At 35.5% G+C, this 17,851-nt stretch carries 16 protein-coding genes; 14 read left to right on the forward strand and 2 right to left on the reverse strand.

Annotation, left to right across the window (positions count from 1 at the left end; translation table 11 throughout):
- The first annotated feature begins 71 nt into the window (after positions 1-71).
- The 7 genes from RT412_RS13900 to mce all read left to right on the forward strand — a co-directional run bounded on the left by RT412_RS13900 (position 72) and on the right by mce (position 7,031).
- Positions 72-875: an electron transfer flavoprotein subunit beta/FixA family protein gene (locus RT412_RS13900; protein ID WP_313345030.1), complete on the forward strand. Its 804-nt coding sequence runs from the start codon at positions 72-74 to the stop codon at positions 873-875.
- A 1-nt stretch (position 876) separates the two neighbouring features.
- A complete protein-coding gene (locus RT412_RS13905; RefSeq protein ID WP_313345027.1) occupies positions 877-1,872 on the forward strand; it encodes an electron transfer flavoprotein subunit alpha/FixB family protein in 996 nt (331 codons plus the stop codon).
- A 35-nt stretch (positions 1,873-1,907) separates the two neighbouring features.
- Positions 1,908-3,287, forward strand: a complete 1,380-nt coding sequence (locus tag RT412_RS13910; RefSeq protein ID WP_313345024.1) for an FAD-binding oxidoreductase — start codon at positions 1,908-1,910, stop codon at positions 3,285-3,287.
- A 228-nt stretch (positions 3,288-3,515) separates the two neighbouring features.
- Positions 3,516-5,195, forward strand: a complete 1,680-nt coding sequence (locus RT412_RS13915; protein WP_313345021.1) for a methylmalonyl-CoA mutase family protein — start codon at positions 3,516-3,518, stop codon at positions 5,193-5,195.
- A 16-nt stretch (positions 5,196-5,211) separates the two neighbouring features.
- Positions 5,212-5,604 (forward strand): cobalamin B12-binding domain-containing protein, encoded by a 393-nt coding sequence (locus RT412_RS13920; RefSeq protein WP_313345019.1) that lies wholly within the window; start codon positions 5,212-5,214, stop codon positions 5,602-5,604.
- 94 nt (positions 5,605-5,698) lie between these two features.
- Entirely contained in the window at positions 5,699-6,646 is a 948-nt protein-coding gene (meaB, locus tag RT412_RS13925; RefSeq protein ID WP_313345133.1) for a methylmalonyl Co-A mutase-associated GTPase MeaB, read from the forward strand.
- On the forward strand, positions 6,630-7,031 hold the full coding sequence (mce, locus tag RT412_RS13930; RefSeq protein ID WP_313345017.1) for a methylmalonyl-CoA epimerase: 402 nt from the start codon (positions 6,630-6,632) through the stop codon (positions 7,029-7,031). The genes meaB and mce overlap by 17 nt, the downstream gene beginning before the upstream one ends.
- A 25-nt stretch (positions 7,032-7,056) precedes the next feature.
- Here the strand turns inward: mce and RT412_RS13935 are convergent, their stop codons facing one another.
- A complete protein-coding gene (locus RT412_RS13935; protein WP_313345014.1) occupies positions 7,057-9,000 on the reverse strand; it encodes a sigma 54-interacting transcriptional regulator in 1,944 nt (647 codons plus the stop codon).
- 222 nt (positions 9,001-9,222) lie between these two features.
- On the opposite strand from RT412_RS13935, the gene RT412_RS13940 reads away from it, so the two are divergent.
- From RT412_RS13940 to RT412_RS13955, 4 genes are all read left to right on the forward strand, one after another.
- Positions 9,223-10,410, forward strand: a complete 1,188-nt coding sequence (locus RT412_RS13940; protein WP_313345012.1) for a M20 family metallopeptidase — start codon at positions 9,223-9,225, stop codon at positions 10,408-10,410.
- Positions 10,411-10,452: 42 nt separating this feature from the next.
- The gene (locus RT412_RS13945) at positions 10,453-11,820 is read left to right on the forward strand and encodes an amidohydrolase family protein (RefSeq protein ID WP_313345010.1); all 1,368 of its coding nucleotides are present in this window, start codon (positions 10,453-10,455) and stop codon (positions 11,818-11,820) included.
- A 55-nt stretch (positions 11,821-11,875) separates the two neighbouring features.
- Positions 11,876-13,285 (forward strand): YfcC family protein, encoded by a 1,410-nt coding sequence (locus RT412_RS13950; RefSeq protein ID WP_313345008.1) that lies wholly within the window; start codon positions 11,876-11,878, stop codon positions 13,283-13,285.
- A 91-nt stretch (positions 13,286-13,376) separates the two neighbouring features.
- Positions 13,377-14,897 carry an acetyl-CoA hydrolase/transferase family protein gene (locus RT412_RS13955; RefSeq protein ID WP_313345005.1) on the forward strand — a complete coding sequence of 507 codons (1,521 nt, stop codon included), beginning with the start codon at positions 13,377-13,379 and terminating at the stop codon, positions 14,895-14,897.
- A 121-nt stretch (positions 14,898-15,018) separates the two neighbouring features.
- Here RT412_RS13955 and RT412_RS13960 read toward each other — a convergent pair whose 3' ends face one another.
- Positions 15,019-15,411 carry a DUF1573 domain-containing protein gene (locus RT412_RS13960; RefSeq protein WP_313345003.1) on the reverse strand — a complete coding sequence of 131 codons (393 nt, stop codon included), beginning with the start codon at positions 15,409-15,411 and terminating at the stop codon, positions 15,019-15,021.
- A 159-nt stretch (positions 15,412-15,570) separates the two neighbouring features.
- Between RT412_RS13960 and RT412_RS13965 the strand changes: the two genes are divergently transcribed.
- The 3 genes from RT412_RS13965 (at position 15,571) to ftsX (ending at position 17,841) form a co-directional block, all read left to right on the forward strand.
- Positions 15,571-16,008 (forward strand): protease complex subunit PrcB family protein, encoded by a 438-nt coding sequence (locus tag RT412_RS13965; RefSeq protein WP_313345000.1) that lies wholly within the window; start codon positions 15,571-15,573, stop codon positions 16,006-16,008.
- Positions 16,009-16,259: 251 nt separating this feature from the next.
- Positions 16,260-16,955 carry a cell division ATP-binding protein FtsE gene (gene ftsE, locus RT412_RS13970; protein ID WP_313344997.1) on the forward strand — a complete coding sequence of 232 codons (696 nt, stop codon included), beginning with the start codon at positions 16,260-16,262 and terminating at the stop codon, positions 16,953-16,955.
- Positions 16,936-17,841 (forward strand): permease-like cell division protein FtsX, encoded by a 906-nt coding sequence (gene ftsX, locus RT412_RS13975; protein WP_313344994.1) that lies wholly within the window; start codon positions 16,936-16,938, stop codon positions 17,839-17,841. Before ftsE ends, ftsX begins: the two co-directional genes overlap by 20 nt.
- Positions 17,842-17,851 lie beyond the last annotated feature (10 nt).

The following is a 17,851-nucleotide window of genomic DNA, read 5'->3' on the forward strand; positions in this document are numbered from 1 at the left end:
CTGTAAAAGTGAAGAATTTCCTGAAGAGATTCTTCGGATTCTTCACTTCCAAACAGTGACAGGAGGTAGAAATGAATATAATAGTACTTGTAAAACAGGTGCCTGATATGGAAAAAGTAAAATTTGACAGAGAAGCAGGAAGAATAGACAGATCATCCGCAGGCACAGAAATAAATCCTTTTGATTTAAATGCGCTGGAAGCTGCCTTTCAAATCAGTGAAAACATGAATGGTAAGGTAACAGCCTTGACAATGGGACCTCCGCAGGCAGAGGAAGCACTTAAGGAAGCAATTGCAAGAGGTGCTGATGAAGGGATTCTTTTAACAGACATGAAATTCGGCGGATCTGACGTTATGATAACATCCACAATATTATCCTCTGCAATCAAGAAAATAGGGCAATATGATTTAATAATTGCAGGTATTCAAAGTGTTGACGGAGATACGGGACAGGTTGGTGCAGAAGTAGCAGGCTATCTTAACATACCTCATATAAGCAATGTTGAAGCAATAAAAAGTTATACTGAAAAAGATATTGAGGTAGTAAGCAGCGTATGGGAAAGTCAATATTTGAAAAGAGGCAAATATCCTCTTTTAATAACGGTTACTAAGGATGTAAATGTTCCGCGGCTTCCTTCCTTCAAAAATAAAATAAAAGCCCGTAAGGCAGAAATTACAAAATGGACCTGCGAGGATTTAAAAGAAGTGCTGGATGATTCGAAAATCGGGATAAAGGGTTCCCCCACAAAGGTTAAAAAAATTGAGGTACCCCGGCAGTCAAAAAGAGAAGGTAAATTATACAAAGAAGATGACGAAAAAGCTGTTGAAGACATATTAAATGTCTTAAAATCACATAAGATTCTTAGGGAGGCATAAGATGACAGAAAAAAATTACAACGGAGTATTGATTTTCGCTGAGCAAAAAAACAATATAATCCATAAAGTATCTTATGAACTTTTAGGAAAAGGCAGTGAACTTTCCCGAAAAATCGGCTGCAGCTTAAGTGCGGTTATTTTAGGACCTGAAGAAATTGAGGCGCAGGAGCTGATTTACAGAGGAGCTGACAAGGTATACCACATCGTTGATACAACTGTATTTAATAAGCCGGATGAGCTGATATATACAGAAAATATAGTTAGTTTAATAAAAAATATTAAACCAGAAATATGCCTTTTCGGAGCAACAGCTTTTGGAAGAAGCCTTGCACCAAGAGTGGCAGCATTATTGGAGACAGGACTTACTGCAGACTGTACGGACCTCAAAATAGATGATGATATGAAATTAATACAGATCAGACCGGCATTCAGCGAAAATATTCTTGCTCACATTAAATCGGACATATATCCGCAGATGGCAACCGTAAGGTACAAGGAATTCGAAGAAAAAAAAAGAGATACGGACAAGATAGGAGAAATAATTAAAATTCCTACCGTCAAAACGAGTAATGATTTAATTGAAGTATTAGAAGAAATATCAAACAATAGTGTTAATGTACAAGATGCCAAGGTAGTGGTTGCCGCAGGAGCTTCCGTTAAAAGTGCGGAAGATTTAAATATGATAAAAGAGCTTGCTGTCATGTTAGGCGGAGAAGTAGGGGCATCAAGAGCTTTGGTTGAAACAGGAATCATTTCAAAAGATCATCAGGTAGGATATAGTGGAAACAGAATAAAACCAACAGTATATATTGCCTGCGGCATATCGGGAGCTCCGCAGCACTTGGCAGGCATGAAAGAATCAGGAGTCATAATAGCTATTAACAATGACCCTTCGGCACCTATATTTAATGTTGCCGATTATTCAATAGTAGGTGATATGTATAAAATTATTCCGGAAATCATAAGCGCAATTCGCAATAATAATCTTACCATTTAAAAACGATAATACTTAAAACTTATATCGGAGGAAATATGAACGAAACAATAATTAAAAAAATGCAGGAAATTTTAGGAGAAGCATGGGTAGTAACTGATTTGGAAAAGGTGAAAAGTTACTGCGAAGACCAGACTGAAAAGGCAATGAAGCCCAAAGTTTGTACTGATTGTGTGGTAGTAAAGCCCTCAACAACAGAAGAAATATCTGAAATCATGAAATATGCCAATGAAAACAAACTGACTGTAATTGCAAGAGGCGGCGGTACTTCCATTTCGGGAGCAGCGGTAGCTATAATGCCGAGCATTATTATATCAATGGAAAGAATGAATAATATAATTGAAGTTGATGAAACATCCCTGACGGTTGAATGTGAAGCAGGAGTAACCTTGCTTCAGCTGGTGGAATTGTTTAACAAACATGATAACCTGTATTTTCCCATTCATCCCGGGGATGAAGGAGCTCAGGTAGGTGGTTTGGTTGTTATGAATGCAGGAGGTGTAAGGGCTGTAAGATATGGCGTAATGAGGGATCAAATCAAAGAGTTAGAGGTTGTATTACCGTCAGGCGAAGTTATTAAACTTGGCAAAAATCTTATTAAAAATAACGCGGGACTGGATTTGAAAAATCTGATAATAGGCAGCGAAGGAATATTAGGTATAGTTACAAAAGCCACATTGTCTATTAAGCCAAAAGATAAGCATATAGGCAGCCTTGTGTCTTCGTTTGATAATGAAAGTGATGCTGTAAAAGCAGTAACAGAAATATTCAAAGCCGGTATTAAGCCACTTGCTATTGAATACATGGAGAAAGAGGCAATATTAAAAGCATCAAATGACATAGGATTAACGTGGCCTTCAAATGACGGAGCAGTGGATTTGTATTTTATAGTATCAGAAAGAAAAGAAGATGACCTTTATGAAATGTATGAAACGATAGTCGGAATATGTGAGGGAAATAATGCTCTGAACAGCTTTGTTGCTGAAAGCTCAAAGGATCAAAGAACGTTGCTTGATATCAGAAGCCACGTATATCCAAGCATACACGATGAGGTAGTAGATGCCATAGATGCTGCAATTCCGATTAAAAATCTTTCGAAATATATGGAGAACATAGCAAAAATTTCAGTAAAGTACAATGTAGAAATTTCCACTATAGGTCACATAGGAGATGGAAATCTGCATAACAGCATATTGACAAATGGAGCTGTAAAACCGAATAATTATGAGGCAATAGCAGATGAAATATTTTCTTTAGTGATTGAATGTGAAGGCTCAATAACAGGAGAACATGGAATCGGTAAGGTAAGAAACAAAAAAATGAATCTTCAGTTTTCGGAAGCTGAATTGCACCTGATGAGAGAAATAAAAAAAGTTTTCGACCCGAACAACATTTTAAATCCGGGAACAGCATTGTGATATTTAATAGGGAGCTTAGACGTGCGTCTGGCTCCTTTTTTGCACTTACAGTATAAGCGATCGACACCAAATCGGAAGATTTGGGTCGTCTGCTATAAAGTCGGTCCAGCAAGGTTAAATTTTGCAAGTTATAAAAAGTTAAAATCATTTTATGTAAACATCTTGCAAAAATAGGTAAATTAGATTATATTAAATGCTGAATAGATTTAAGCAAATCAGGAGGTAGTCATGTTTAGTGGAGAAGAACTTTCAAAAATAAAGCAAGCTCGAGAAAATTGGGAAGAAAAAGTATTGAATAAATCATTAACAAAAGCTCCCGAGTCAAAGCAAGAATTTAAATCCGTATCAGGAGCAGTTGTTAACAGGTTATATACTCCCGAAGATGTAGACAACATCGATTACGAGACAGAAATCGGTTATCCGGGTCAATATCCGTTTACAAGGGGATATCAACCTACAATGTACAGGGGCAAACCATGGACTATGAGAATGTATGCAGGTTTTGCAACTGCGGAAGAATCAAATGAAAGATACAAATACTTAGTAAACCAGGGATCAACAGGACTTTCTGTTGCATTTGATTTACCTACACAAATCGGTTATGATTCAGACCATGCTTTAGCTCAAGGCGAGGTTGGTAAGGTTGGAGTTGCAATAGATTCACTTAAGGATATGGAAATTCTTTTCGACGGAATTCCTTTAGATAAAGTAAGCACATCTATGACAATAAATGCACCTGCAGCTGTCTTGCTTGCTATGTACATTGCCGTAGCGGAAAAACAAGGTGTATCTGCAGATAAATTAAGAGGAACAATACAAAATGATATATTAAAGGAATACATAGCAAGAGGAACATACATTTATCCTACAGAACCATCTATGAGATTAATCACTAATATTTTTGAATACTGTTCAAAAGAAGTTCCAAAATGGAATACAATAAGTATATCCGGTTATCACATCAGAGAAGCCGGCTCAACAGCAGCACAGGAAGTTGGATTTACATTAGCCGACGGAATCGCTTACGTAGAAGCAGCTATAAACGCAGGACTTGACGTTGACACCTTTGCACCAAGATTGTCATTCTTCTTTAATTCTCATAACGATTTATTTGAAGAGGTTGCTAAATTCAGAGCAGCAAGAAGATTATGGGCAAAAATAATGAAGGACAGATTTGAAGCTAAAGATGAAAAATCAATGATGCTTAAATTCCACACTCAGACTGCAGGCTGTACATTAACGGCGCAGCAACCTGATAACAATATTATAAGAGTTGCTATGCAAGCACTTGCTGCAGTACTTGGCGGAACACAATCATTGCACACTAATTCAAGAGATGAAGCTTTGGCACTTCCTACTACAGAGTCAGTTACAATTGCACTTAGAACTCAGCAAATATTAGCAAGCGAGACAGGAGTTACAAACACTGTTGATCCATTGGCAGGTTCATACTTTGTAGAAGCTAAAACTAAGGAAATCGAAGAAAAAGCATTAGAATACATAACAAAAATTGATGAGTTAGGTGGAGCGCCAAGAGCAATAGACCTTGGATACATACAAAAAGAAATTTCGGATTCTGCTTATAATTATCAAATGGAAATTGAATCACTTGACAGAATTGTTGTTGGTGTTAACAAATACAAGGTTCAAGAAGAAGCTCCAAAAGGATTGTTAAGAGTTGACCCTATAGTTGCTGAAATGCAGAAAAAGAAAATAGATGAAGTTAAATCAAACAGAAGTAACGAAGCAGTTCAAGCTAAATTAAATAATTTAAGAAAAGCTTGCCAGGGTACTGAAAATGTAATGCCTCATATTTTAGCAGCTGTTAAGGAATATGCAACATTAGGCGAAATATGTGATGTTATGAGAGAAGTATTCGGAGAATATGAGCAAGCAGTATTGCTATAATTTGTAGGAGGAAAAAATGAAACCAATAAGAGTTTTAATAGCTAAACCGGGTCTTGATGGTCATGACAGAGGTGCAAAATTAATAGCAAGAGCACTTAGAGATGCAGGTATGGAAGTAATATATACAGGTCTTAGACAAACACCTGAGCAAATTGTTGCTGCAGCTGTTCAAGAAGATGTTGATGTTATAGGAATGAGCTTGTTGTCAGGAGCTCACAACTATTTATTCCCAAGAGTGGTTGAATTGTTAAAGGAACAAGATGTTGACGATGTGTTGATAGTTGGCGGCGGAGTTATCCCTGACGATGATATACCGGCATTAAAAGAATCAGGTATCGCTGAAATATTTACACCCGGAACAACAACAACACAAATGATAGAATTCATAAAAGCAAACGTAAAACGATAGAATATCAATGGATTGGCAATGGATAAGTAATGGATTGGCAATCGCAAATCAATCGCTTATCTATTGCAAATCAATTGTAATAAGAGGTGATTTAGTGGAAAATATAATTCAGCTAAGCTTAAAGGGAAACAAAAGAGCTTGCGCAAAGCTTATAACCTTAGTTGAAAATTACCCGGAAGAAGCTGAAAAAGTATTAAGAGAAATACATCAATATACAGGAAAAGCTCACGTTATAGGAATCACCGGACCTCCCGGAGCAGGAAAAAGTACATTGACGGATAAACTTGCAAAAGGTCTTATTGATCAAGGACATAAGGTTGGCATAATTGCTATTGACCCCACAAGTCCTTATTCAGGCGGTTCAATACTTGGAGACAGAATCCGTATGCAGGATTTGGCGTTAAATCCCAATGTATTCATTAGAAGCATGGGAACAAGAGGATATCTTGGAGGGCTTTCAAAGTATACAAAAAATGCTCTTAAAATCCTTGATGCTGCAGGTTATGATTATATAATCATAGAAACTGTAGGAGTCGGTCAATCTGAAGTTGATATAGTAAAAACAGCTGATACAATTCTCATGGTTATGGTACCGGGATTAGGTGACGATATTCAGTCCATAAAAGCAGGAATAATGGAAATCGGTGATATTTTCGCTATAAATAAAAGTGATTTGTTCGGAGCAGACAGAACTGCAACTGAAGTAAATATGATGCTTGATTTGAGTATGGATATGGACAGAAGACCACCTGTAATTAAACTTATTGCTTCTAAAAATGAAGGTATTGATGATTTAATAGTTGAAATTAAAAACCATATTGATTACTTGAAGGAAAGCGGCAGGCTTATTGAAAGAAGAACGAAGAATCTTAAGCTTGAGGTTGTGGAGCTCATTGAGTCAGAGCTCAGAAAAATAGTTATTACCCATACCGATAGTGAAAATCGCTTAGACAGGGAAGTAATCAATATACTTAATAAAGAAAAAAATATGTATGAAGTTCGTGACGAATTTTTAGGAGGTATAAATGGTAAAAAAGATTGATCATATAGGAATTGCTGTTAACAGCATTGAGCAAGCTCTTAACTTTTACGAAGGTGTGCTTGGTTTGAAGGCAGACGGCACTGAAGTTGTTGAAGAACAGAAGGTTAAAGTTGCTTTTCTGCCTACCGGTGACTCGGAGGTGGAATTATTGGAAGCAACGTCAGAGGACAGCCCTATAGCAAAGTATATCGCTAAAAACGGTGAAGGTATACAGCATATAGCTTACAGAGTCGATGATATTGAAAAGACAATCGAAGAAATGAAAGCTAAAGGAATGAGAATGATAGACGAAACGCCCCGCTATGGTGCGGGCGGAGCTAAAATAGCCTTTTGTCATCCGAAAAGTACGGGGGGAGTTCTTGTGGAACTTTGCCAGAGAGATTAAAAAAAGTTGCGCAGCAACTTTTTTTTTAATTCTCCTGTTTTATATCGGACAATTTTTTCCAAAGTGTTGTCCTGCTTATATCAAGTGATTTGCAAATTGCTAAGCGATTTCCGTCATATTTGTCCATATACCATTTTATTATACTTTTCTCCATTGATTCAAGGGTATCCGGGTTTAAAACAATCAGATTATCCAAATTGTCTTTTTCTTTTTCCGGATTGAATGATTCGTTTGAAATTAAATCTATTTCGCTTTTTACTATATCATCTGTAGTAAGTATTTCACTATCTGATAATATAACGATTCTCATAAGATAATTAACCAGTTCCCTTATGTTCCCGCTCCAATTATGGTTTTTGAATGCTTGTATAAAGTCCGGGCTGCATGATTTAATATTCTTGTTGTATCTGGCACTGAACAATGACAAATAGTGCTCTAACAACAAAGGTATATCATCCTTCCTTTTATTCAGAGGTGGTATTGATATGTTTAAAACATTGAGCCGGTAATACAAATCGTGTCTGAATGTGCCGTTTTCCACAGCGTTTTTCAAATTTGAATTTGTAGCAGCTATTATTCTTATGCTGATAGGAATCATTTTGGTACCGCCAACACGCATTACCTGACGCTCCTGTAATACTCTGAGCAGCTGTACTTGTACACTTAACGGAAGCAATCCCAATTCATCCAAAAATAATGTTCCGTTATGCGCAAGTTCGAATAATCCCGGTTTACCGCCTGCCTTGGCTCCGGTAAACGACCCTTCTTCATAACCGAAAAGTTCACTTTCTAACAGGTTTTGAGATAGTGCCGCACAATTGATTGCAACAAACGGTTGGTTCTTTCTGCTGGAGGCATTGTGAATGCTTTGAGCAAACAATTCTTTTCCTGTCCCGCTTTCCCCTATTATAAGAATTGTACTTTCAGTATTAGCATATTGTTTTGCTTTATTTATACAATTTATCATTTCAACAGAAACAGTAGTAGCTTCAAGGTCCTTAAATGTCATGTACGCATGCATGCCTTTATTCATATTTTGACGCCGTACATTTTGATCCAATCTGGATATGAATGAACTTTTTTGAAAAATCAAGACAGTACCCATGTATGATTCTTTAGCAAACAAGGGAGTTGAACGGATTAATATTTTATTACCTGAAAAATTAATTTCCTTTCCAAGTTCATTTTTCTTTTTATTTATAATTTCCAATAGATTATGCTTGCTTATAAAATTGCTGATTGGTTGTCCCACTATATTCTGATTATCATTTAGAAGCAACAGCTTCTTTCCCGTATTGTTTATAAGTGTTATTACATTTTTTTCGTTTAGATAGATTACTCCGTCCGGCATTTCATTAATAAAGGTTATTAACTGCTTTTCGTGCATGAGCTGTCTTTCTTGCGCATATTTTATCAGGGATGCCTTGGAAAGAATTTCTTTCATGGCATAATTGCTGGTGCTGTACATTACAGATGCAATTCCTAATTTTTTGCAGATATTTTCTATATAGTTATAGCCGCATACAACCACTTCGTTTTTATCTTTGTAGGCATCATAGACACATTTCTCGATTTCTGAGTAATTATTATAATAATATTCTTTTAAGTTAATGTTAAACATATCGATTACGTTGGAAAAATTTTCCGTAATGCTTTTGTCATAGTGAACGAAAGCAATATTTTTAGATATTTTCATAGCTTCCATAATAGAAGTTATTATATCAAATGGCGTGGAATCAGCTTCCAATACGGGTATGTCCGTGATTTTACTGATCATCTTTGCTGTAGCTCCGCGGCTTACAATTATAGAAATAGGAAATTCTTTTATGTATTTAGCCACAATATTTACAGCTTCCTCCAACGCGTTTTCAATTAGAATAAAATCTGTGAAACTTAATTCTTTGGTTGTGTTATACACCATTTGAGTGAATTGTTTATTAGGTGATGTGATTATATATTTTGGAATCATATAGCTCTCCTATGGGGTTAAGTTAAGAAAATGAACTACGTTAACATAGTGAACACAATAATGTTCGTTATATTAACATTATAAAATTTTTACTTTTAAAATGCAACAAAAAATGAGATTATTTTTTGGCATGAGTTTTGCTAATATATAATAAAAAGCTATATTTATTATTAGAGCTAAATAGTAATTATTAATATTTAAATTTACATAATGGAGGATTTTATGGAAGAGAAGCTAATTCCAATCATTGAAAGTGAAGTAGTTAAACTTACTCAAGAGCTTATCAGAATTCCCAGCCACAAGCATACGGAAAACAGGGAATCTGCTGTTGCTGAATTTATTTACAATTATTGTAAGGATAACGGACTTGAGGTGGAGTATCAGGAAGTAGAGGGATTAAGAAGAAATGTAATAGCTAAGTTAAGAGGAAACGGAACCGGAAAAACCTTGATTCTTAATGGTCATATAGATACAGTTCCTCCATATGAGATGCATTTTGACCCTTTTAGTGCAGATATTGTTGATGGTTATGTTCAGGGGAGAGGCACTAATGATATGAAGGGGGCCGTGGCTTGTATGATTACTGCTATGCTTAATATAAAAAAAGAAGGAAGGTTGTTAGGCGGAGATATAATACTTACTGCTGCTGTAGGAGAAGAAGAAAAGAGTGACGGTACAGAATATGTTGTGAAAAGCGGTATCAAAGCTGATGGCGCAATAGTTGGAGAACCTTCAAACTACGGATATGCTTTAGGACATAGAGGACTTGAATGGCTTGAAATAAAAATAGAAGGCAAAATTGCACACGGCGGAATCCCGGAGCTTGGAATTAATGCAATTTCCAAGGCTGCAAAACTTATAAGAAAAATTGAAGATGAACTTATGCCTAAGCTGAAATTAAGACAAAATGAATGGATGGGACCTTCTGTTATGAATTTCGGATTCATAAAAGGGGGGACACAGCCAAGCTCGGTTGCTGATAGTTGTATCATTCAAATTGACAGAAGATATTTACCTGAAGAAAATGTTGAAAGTGTCATTAAAGAATATCAGGATATTATAGATGATATCAGCAAAGACGATCCTGAATTTAAGGCAGAAATAATAAGAATGGATTCAAATTTGATGGATGAGTTTGATCATGCGCCGCTTATTGCACAACCGGATTCCGATATTGCTAAAACAGTCTACAGTGTATTAAAGGATTTCAATAAAAAAGAGCCAAACATAGAAAAGAGAAGAGGATGGACTGATGCAGGTGTTCTTTCTACATACGGAAAGATACCTACGGTTGTTACCGGCCCCGGGGATTTGAAATATTCTCATGCAAAGGATGAAAAAATTCCGGTAGTTGATCTGATTAATTATGTAGAAATTTATACACAAATTGCAAAAAAGTTTTGCAATTAAATTAGTATTGTTGTATAATTATAAAAATTAAGGAGGGTCGGTATGTTAGATGTTAAAATAGTAAACGGTAAGATTGTTGATATCGAAAACAAAAGGATTATAGAGGGAAATATTGGTATAGGCGAAGGAATAATAACAGAAATAGGAAGAGTGTCTTCCGAAGCGAAAGAGGTTATAGATGCAAAAGGTCACTATATTTCGCCGGGATTTATAGATATTCATATGCATGAAGAGGATTTCTCCCTTACCAAAAAGCAAGAATATGACATTTCTGAAACCATGTTGAATATGGGTGTTACTACTTGTGTTGTAGGAAATTGCGGGAATAACAGGCAGAGCATTGATGAACTTGCGGAATTTATAAATGAGAAGGGAAATCCGGTTAACTATATGTCTTATATCGGACATAATTATTTAAGGAATATAGTAGGTAATTCTGATATTTATAAAAAGTCAACTAAGGAACAAATATCAAAGATGCAAGCCTTGGCTTGCAAGGCAATAGATAATGGTGCCGTAGGCATATCATATGGATTGGAATACTGTCCCGGTATAGATACTGATGAAGCAATTGAAATTACAAAAGAGATACAAGGCAGAAAGGACTTGCTGCTGGCAGCCCATTACAGAAAAGATTCCAAATTCGCTTTAGATGCAATAAGGGAAATGGCAACAATAGGAAAAGAAACCGAAATACCATTTCAAATTTCCCATTTATCCAGCTGCAGCGCCTTTGGCAATATGACAGAAGCACTTAATCTTATAGATGACTTAGTTAAAAGCGGGATTGATTTATCTGTTGATGCATATCCGTATGCAGCATTCAGTACATTCATCGGCTCCGCCGTATTTGACGACGGATGCTTTGAATTATGGAATAAAAGCTATGATTCTATAATGCTTACTGAAGAGCCTTTTAAAGGTGTGTTCTGTGATAAGGAGCTTTTTGAAAAAGCAAGAAAAGAATATCCGAAAATGCTTGCTGTAGCATACGTAATGAATGAAGAAGAAATTGTTGAAGCTTTAAATCATCCTCTTGTAATGGTTGCAAGCGACGGTATTTACAGGAACCATTCGGGTCATCCAAGGGGTGCAGGCACATTTCCAAGAGTTATAGGGCACTATGTAAGAGATAAAAAGCTTATGGAATTTTATGATGCAATATATAAGATGACTTATATGCCCGCTAAAAGGTTGAACTTGCGAAAAAAAGGTCTGCTGAAGGAAGGATACGATGCGGATATAGTAATTTTTGATTACGATACAATAATTGATAAAGCAACATTTCAGGAGCCTCAGCTAAATCCTGAAGGTATCGATTATGTCATATTAAACGGCAGCGTAGCTATTAAACAAGGAAACAAAGTAAATAATAAGCTTGGAAGATATTATAAACGAGGAGAAGCATAAATATTATCATTAACAATAAGGTTAATGTTGATATAAAAAAAATAAGGAGGACTATATGGAACAAGAAATTAAAAAGAAAAGATTTAAAGTACCGCACACCTATGTAATCATATTTACATTAATTATCATCACGGCAGTATTAACCTACGTAATTCCTGCAGGTCAATATCAAAAAATGGAAATTGAAACTGAAACAGGAAGCAGAATGGTAGTTGATCCCGCTTCGTATGCAAATGTGGATTCAAACCCTGCGAAACTATTTGATGTTTTAAAGGCATTTCCTAAGGGATTAGGAGCTGCGCAAGGAATAGTATTCTTTATTTTTATAGTTGGAGGATCATTTAACGTTATAAACAAGACAGGTGCCATAGAAGCCGGAATCAGTAAAGTTGCTTTAAGCTTAAAAGGCGCAGAAGCTCTGTTGATTCCGATAATTGTTTTTATTTTCTCCATCGGAGGAGGAACAATTGGTATGGCTGAGGAGGCCATTGTATTCGTTCCAATTGGCATCGCATTAGCACGTTCCCTTGGATATGATGCTGTAACCGGTATGGCCATAGTTGCATTAGGAGCTGCTACAGGCTTCGTATCTGGTTTTATGAATCCTTTTACAGTAGGAGTAGCGCAAGGTATAGCCGGCATTCCAATGTTTTCCGGTATTGGCTTAAGATTAGTAATTTGGGCAGTTTCTTTAGTTCTTGTAATCGGTTATATTTACAGATATGCTAATAAGGTTAAAAAAGACCCGACAAAAAGTATTGTGTATGATCTTGAACAAGAAGAAAAGGATATGACAATTGATTTAAGCAATATAAGAAAAATGACCGGCAGAGATATATTAGTTTTATTAGTATTCTTTGGCGGGATGGGATTAATAGTATTTGGTGTATTTAAATATGGTTGGTACATTACCGAGATTGCATCTATATTCTTAGCAATGGGTATAGTATCAGGTATTGTAGCAAGAATTGGTTTTGATGATATAGCTAAATACTTTATCAGTGGTGCTAAGGACATGGCAACAGGAGCATTGGTTGTTGGTTTAGCGAGAGGATTACTTGTAATAATGGAAGGAAGTATGATAATAGATACTATCGTTTATTCGCTTGCTTCTGTAATATCAGGATTGCCAAAGGCAATAAGTGCTGTAGGCATGCTTATAGTTCAATCTTTAATAAACTTTGCAATACCGTCAGGTTCAGGTCAGGCTGCAACAACAATGCCAATAATGGCTCCGTTAGCAGACGTTTTAGATTTATCAAGACAAACAGCGGTATTAGGTTACCAATTTGGTGATGGTATTTCTAATTCGATTATTCCTACATCCGGAGTATTGCTTGCAAATCTTTCTGTAGCAAAGATTAAGTATGAGCAATGGTTTAAGTTTGTGGGGCCGCTAATATTATTATGGACTGCTGTAGCTGCCGTATTTATGGTAATTGCAGTATTAATTAACTACGCCTAAGAGGATATTGAATTTATTAAAAAAGCTCCTCGTATATTTGTTATTATGAGGAGCTTTTATGTTAATAGTAGATTTAGACAGGGAGATATAAATGGAAAGAATCAGATGCGAATTACTAAAAAGAAAAATTATGAGTGCTGAAAAAGCCGCTGATTTGATTATGAATAACTGCCTTGTAGGGACATCGGGATTTACACCTGCGGGATATCCTAAAGCTGTACCTATGGCTTTGGCTGAAAGAGCTGATAAAGGCGATAAAATACAAATTGATCTTTTTACCGGTGCTTCGGTAGGTTCCGAATTAGACGGACTTTTATCTGAAAAAGGAATAATCAGAAGGAGATATCCTTATCAAACAAATAATAATTTGAGAAATTCAATAAATAACGGCAGTGTAAAATATAATGATATGCACTTAAGCAATTCTGCACAATATTTAAAATACGGATTTTTAGGCAAGTTAGATTTTGCTATAATAGAAGCAGTTGCAATAACTGAAGATGGTGGGATTGTTCCAAGTACATCTGTTGGAAATTCAAATATTATTGTTGAGTGTGCCGATAAAGTGATTGTTGAAATTAATTTGTCACAACCGGCAGAGCTTGAGGGTATACATGATATTTATGCAATTAATAAGCCTCCTTTTACAGAATATATTCCGATTAAAAATACATCTGATAAAATAGGAACAACTTATATACCTTGCGACCCTGAAAAAATAGCAGCTATCGTTGTTACAGATATAGAAGATACGCCAAATCCTATTGCGCCTATTGATGAAATATCTGAAAAAATGGCTGAAAACTTAATATCATTTTTGAAATCGGAGGTTAAGTGCGGCAGGTTACCAAAAAATTTGCTGCCACTGCAATCGGGTGTAGGAAGTGTCGCTAATGCTGTGTTGGGAGGACTACGTTATTCGGAATTTGAAAATTTGGACTTTTATTCTGAGGTTTTTCAGGATTCGGCATTAGATTTGCTTGAAAGCGGAAAACTTAGAATAGCCTCAGCGGCATCATTAACAATATCGCCTGAAAGAATAAAAGATTTTTTGAATAATATTTCTAAATATAAGGATAAAATTATATTAAGGCCGCAAGAGATCAGTAATAATCCCGAGATAATAAGGAGATTAGGTGTTATATCAATAAATACAGCAATTGAGGTTGATATTTATGGTAATGTAAATTCAACTCACATTATGGGCAATAAGATGATGAACGGAATCGGGGGTTCGGGCGATTTTGCCCGCAATGCTTATATTTCTATTTTTACGACACCATCTACCGCACTTAAAGGAAAAATTTCATCTGTCGTACCGTTTGTATCACACGTTGATCATACAGAGCATGATGTTATGGTTATAGTTACGGAAAATGGTGTGGCGGATTTAAGGGGTCTTTCTCCTAAGGAAAGAGCAGAACTAATAATAGAAAATTGCGCCCACAATGATTATAAAGAAATGTTGAGAGATTATTACAGCAGAGCTTCTCAGGTTACTAAAAGTGCTCATACACCTCATTTGTTAAGTGAGGCATTTTCTTGGCACGATAGGTATATACATACCGGATCTATGATTATCCCTTGTAATTCAGGGGGCAATCCGGTATAATGCAAAAATGTCATCCTTTATAGGGATGACATTGATTTATTGTGAAACAACAAGGTTCTGGGGTACCCATTCGACATCTTTGATGTCGTAAATGGGTCAGTTCTTATTATAATGTTATTGATTACAACAGGTTATAAATACCCAAAGTTTTTAAATGGTCCAATTTTGATTCCATTATTTCATTTAAATCCAGGTTAAGGGCTGAGCACATTGATGCTAAGTAAAACATCAGTTCGCCCATTTCTTCTTCAATTTTTTCTCTGCATTTTGGACACAATTCTCCCTCGATATGATTTTCCAAATCAAGTTGATTTTCCTCAAGAGTTTTGTTTTGAGAAAATAGTTGTTTTGTAGCATGTATCTCAATGCAGCCGCAATGTGTAGCAGATTTAAAAACTGCTCTGTTGAGCATGGATGTTTGTTCGTCTAATTTTGTTACTACGTCTAAAATGCTTTTATTTAACAACTGTAAATTAGCAGTCAGATTTTGAAATTCATTACAATCACACGACATTAATTTTCCAACTCCTTTCTTTATTAAAATTATACTTAAAGACAAGCTGCAATGTCAAATACTTTATTAATACATTTTATAAACAAACTCTTTACTATTTAGCATAATTTTGGTTAAGAAGAATAAATATATAAAGAAGTTTAATTTAGGGGGATTTTTATGAAAAGGATTATAACCATTGTCGCGATTATAGTATTTATAGCTGCTCTTTTATTCTTTTTTAGATACATTAGAGGAAGGGACGCGGAAAATGTTGGCTTCGACAGTATAAAACCTGAGGATATGCCGAGACAAATAACAGAAGTATTACCAAATTACAGAATGAAGGAAAAAGCTTTGGTAGCTAAGGTAAATGATGAAATTTATGTTGTTGTTACAAGAGGAGAAAAAAATACTGCAGGCTACGAGGTTGAAATCGATAAATTAACATTAACAGAAGAAAACGGTGAAAAGATATTAACTGTTTATGCTGAATATACAGACCCCAAACCGGGAGATGTAACTGCACAAATTTTGACATATCCTTTTGCTGTTGTCAGAACCGAATTGAAAGAGCTGCCGCAAAAGGTTATTTTAGAAAAACAATACAAGAATTGACAATGGCTGAACAATAGCACAACAATTGGAGAACAATTGTTAATAAATAGAAATACCTACTATGGAAGGGACCAATTAATCCCTTTCTTTTTTTATGTTTTCCTATTGTTCCCCCATCATTCTCCCATTGTTTTTTATTAAATCCAAAAATAAACATTTCATTTTTAGTGAAAATAAAGTAAAATATTATAGTAATAGTTGAAATTTTGTCAGATTATGTTATTATATAAGTATTAAGAGGTGAAAATGCTTTGATTGAATTTAATAATGTCACAAAAGTATATAAAAATGAATTTACAGCAGTTAAAAATATTAACTTAAAAATAGAAAAAGGCGAATTTTTGTTTATAGTCGGAAAAAGCGGTGCGGGAAAAAGTACCTTGATAAAGCTATTGCTGAGAGAAATAAATCCTACCGAAGGAATCATTACTTATAATAAACAAAATATCACTAAAATCAGAAAAAGAAACATAGCGGAATACAGAAGAAACATCGGATTTATTTTTCAGGACTACAGATTGCTGCCTAAATTAACGGTATATGAAAATGTTGCCTTTGCGATGGAAATGATTTGCTGTAACGCTAAAAACATCAGAAGAGAAGTGCCGTTGGTGCTTAGCATGGTGGGATTAAGTGATAAGGCAAAATATTATCCGGACGAGCTGTCCGGAGGAGAGCAGCAAAGAGTTGCTATAGCCCGTGCAGTAATAAATAAGCCGGAAACGATTATAGCAGATGAGCCAACAGGAAATTTGGATCAGGAAACATCTAAAGAGATAATGAAAATCCTCACTGAAATTAATAAAAGAGGCACAGCAGTTATAATGGCAACCCATGACAGAGAGATAGTCAATCAATATCAAAAAAGAGTTATTGAATTGAAACAAGGTGTCATTATCAGGGATAAGAAAGCAGGGGGATATAGTAATGACAATGAAGAAGCTTAATTATATTTTAAGACAAGCATTTAAAGGCTTATGGCGAAACCGAATGATGGGGCTTGCTTCAATCGGTTCCGTAACCGCAGTTTTAATAATACTTGGCTTTGTTTTAATTATCGTTCTTAATGTAAACAATATTGCCTTGGCAACTAAGGAAACCTTTGATGAAATAGCCGTATATATTGAGGATGATGTGGAAGAAGCTCAAATTGAACAATTAGGGAAGTCATTTAAAGAAATAGAAGGTGTCATGGGGGTGGCATTCCGAACAAAGGAATATGCTCTTGAAAAGTTAAAAGAAGATTGGGGCAAGGATGCGTGGATGCTTGAAAACCTAAGGAAAAATCCTCTGCCTAATACTTATATAGTTCAATTGAAAGACGTACAATATTCAGATCATGTTAAGGGTAAACTTGAAACATTTGACGGAGTTGAGAGCGTACAGTATTATAAGGATGCTGTCAACAGCTTGATAAAAATTTCGGATTTCGTAAAAAGAGGCGGATCGGGGATTATTATAATATTACTTTTGATAAGCGTATTTATAATTTCTAACACCATTAAAATTACAGTTCTTAACAGGCAAAAGGAAATTGAGCTGATGCAGTATATCGGAGCTACGAACGGTTATGTAAGGGGACCGTTGCTGATTGAAGGCATAATGCTCGGGTTAATTGGATCAATCGTAGCAATCGGTATAATATTCTTTGGCTATAATTATTTAATTAAATATTTAGCAGGAGAGTATGTCGCTTTAGCGACAGGAATGGCTGGGTATATGGTTGGAATTGATATGATTTTAAATGATTTGATAATCATATTCCTTACTATAGGAATCGGCATAGGAATTTTAGGAAGCCTGATTTCTTTGAAAAAATTCTTAAGTGTATAGGAGAGGGGTT

It is taken from the genome of Sedimentibacter sp. (assembly GCF_032080165.1).
Classification (GTDB): Bacteria; Bacillota; Clostridia; order Tissierellales; family Sedimentibacteraceae; genus Sedimentibacter.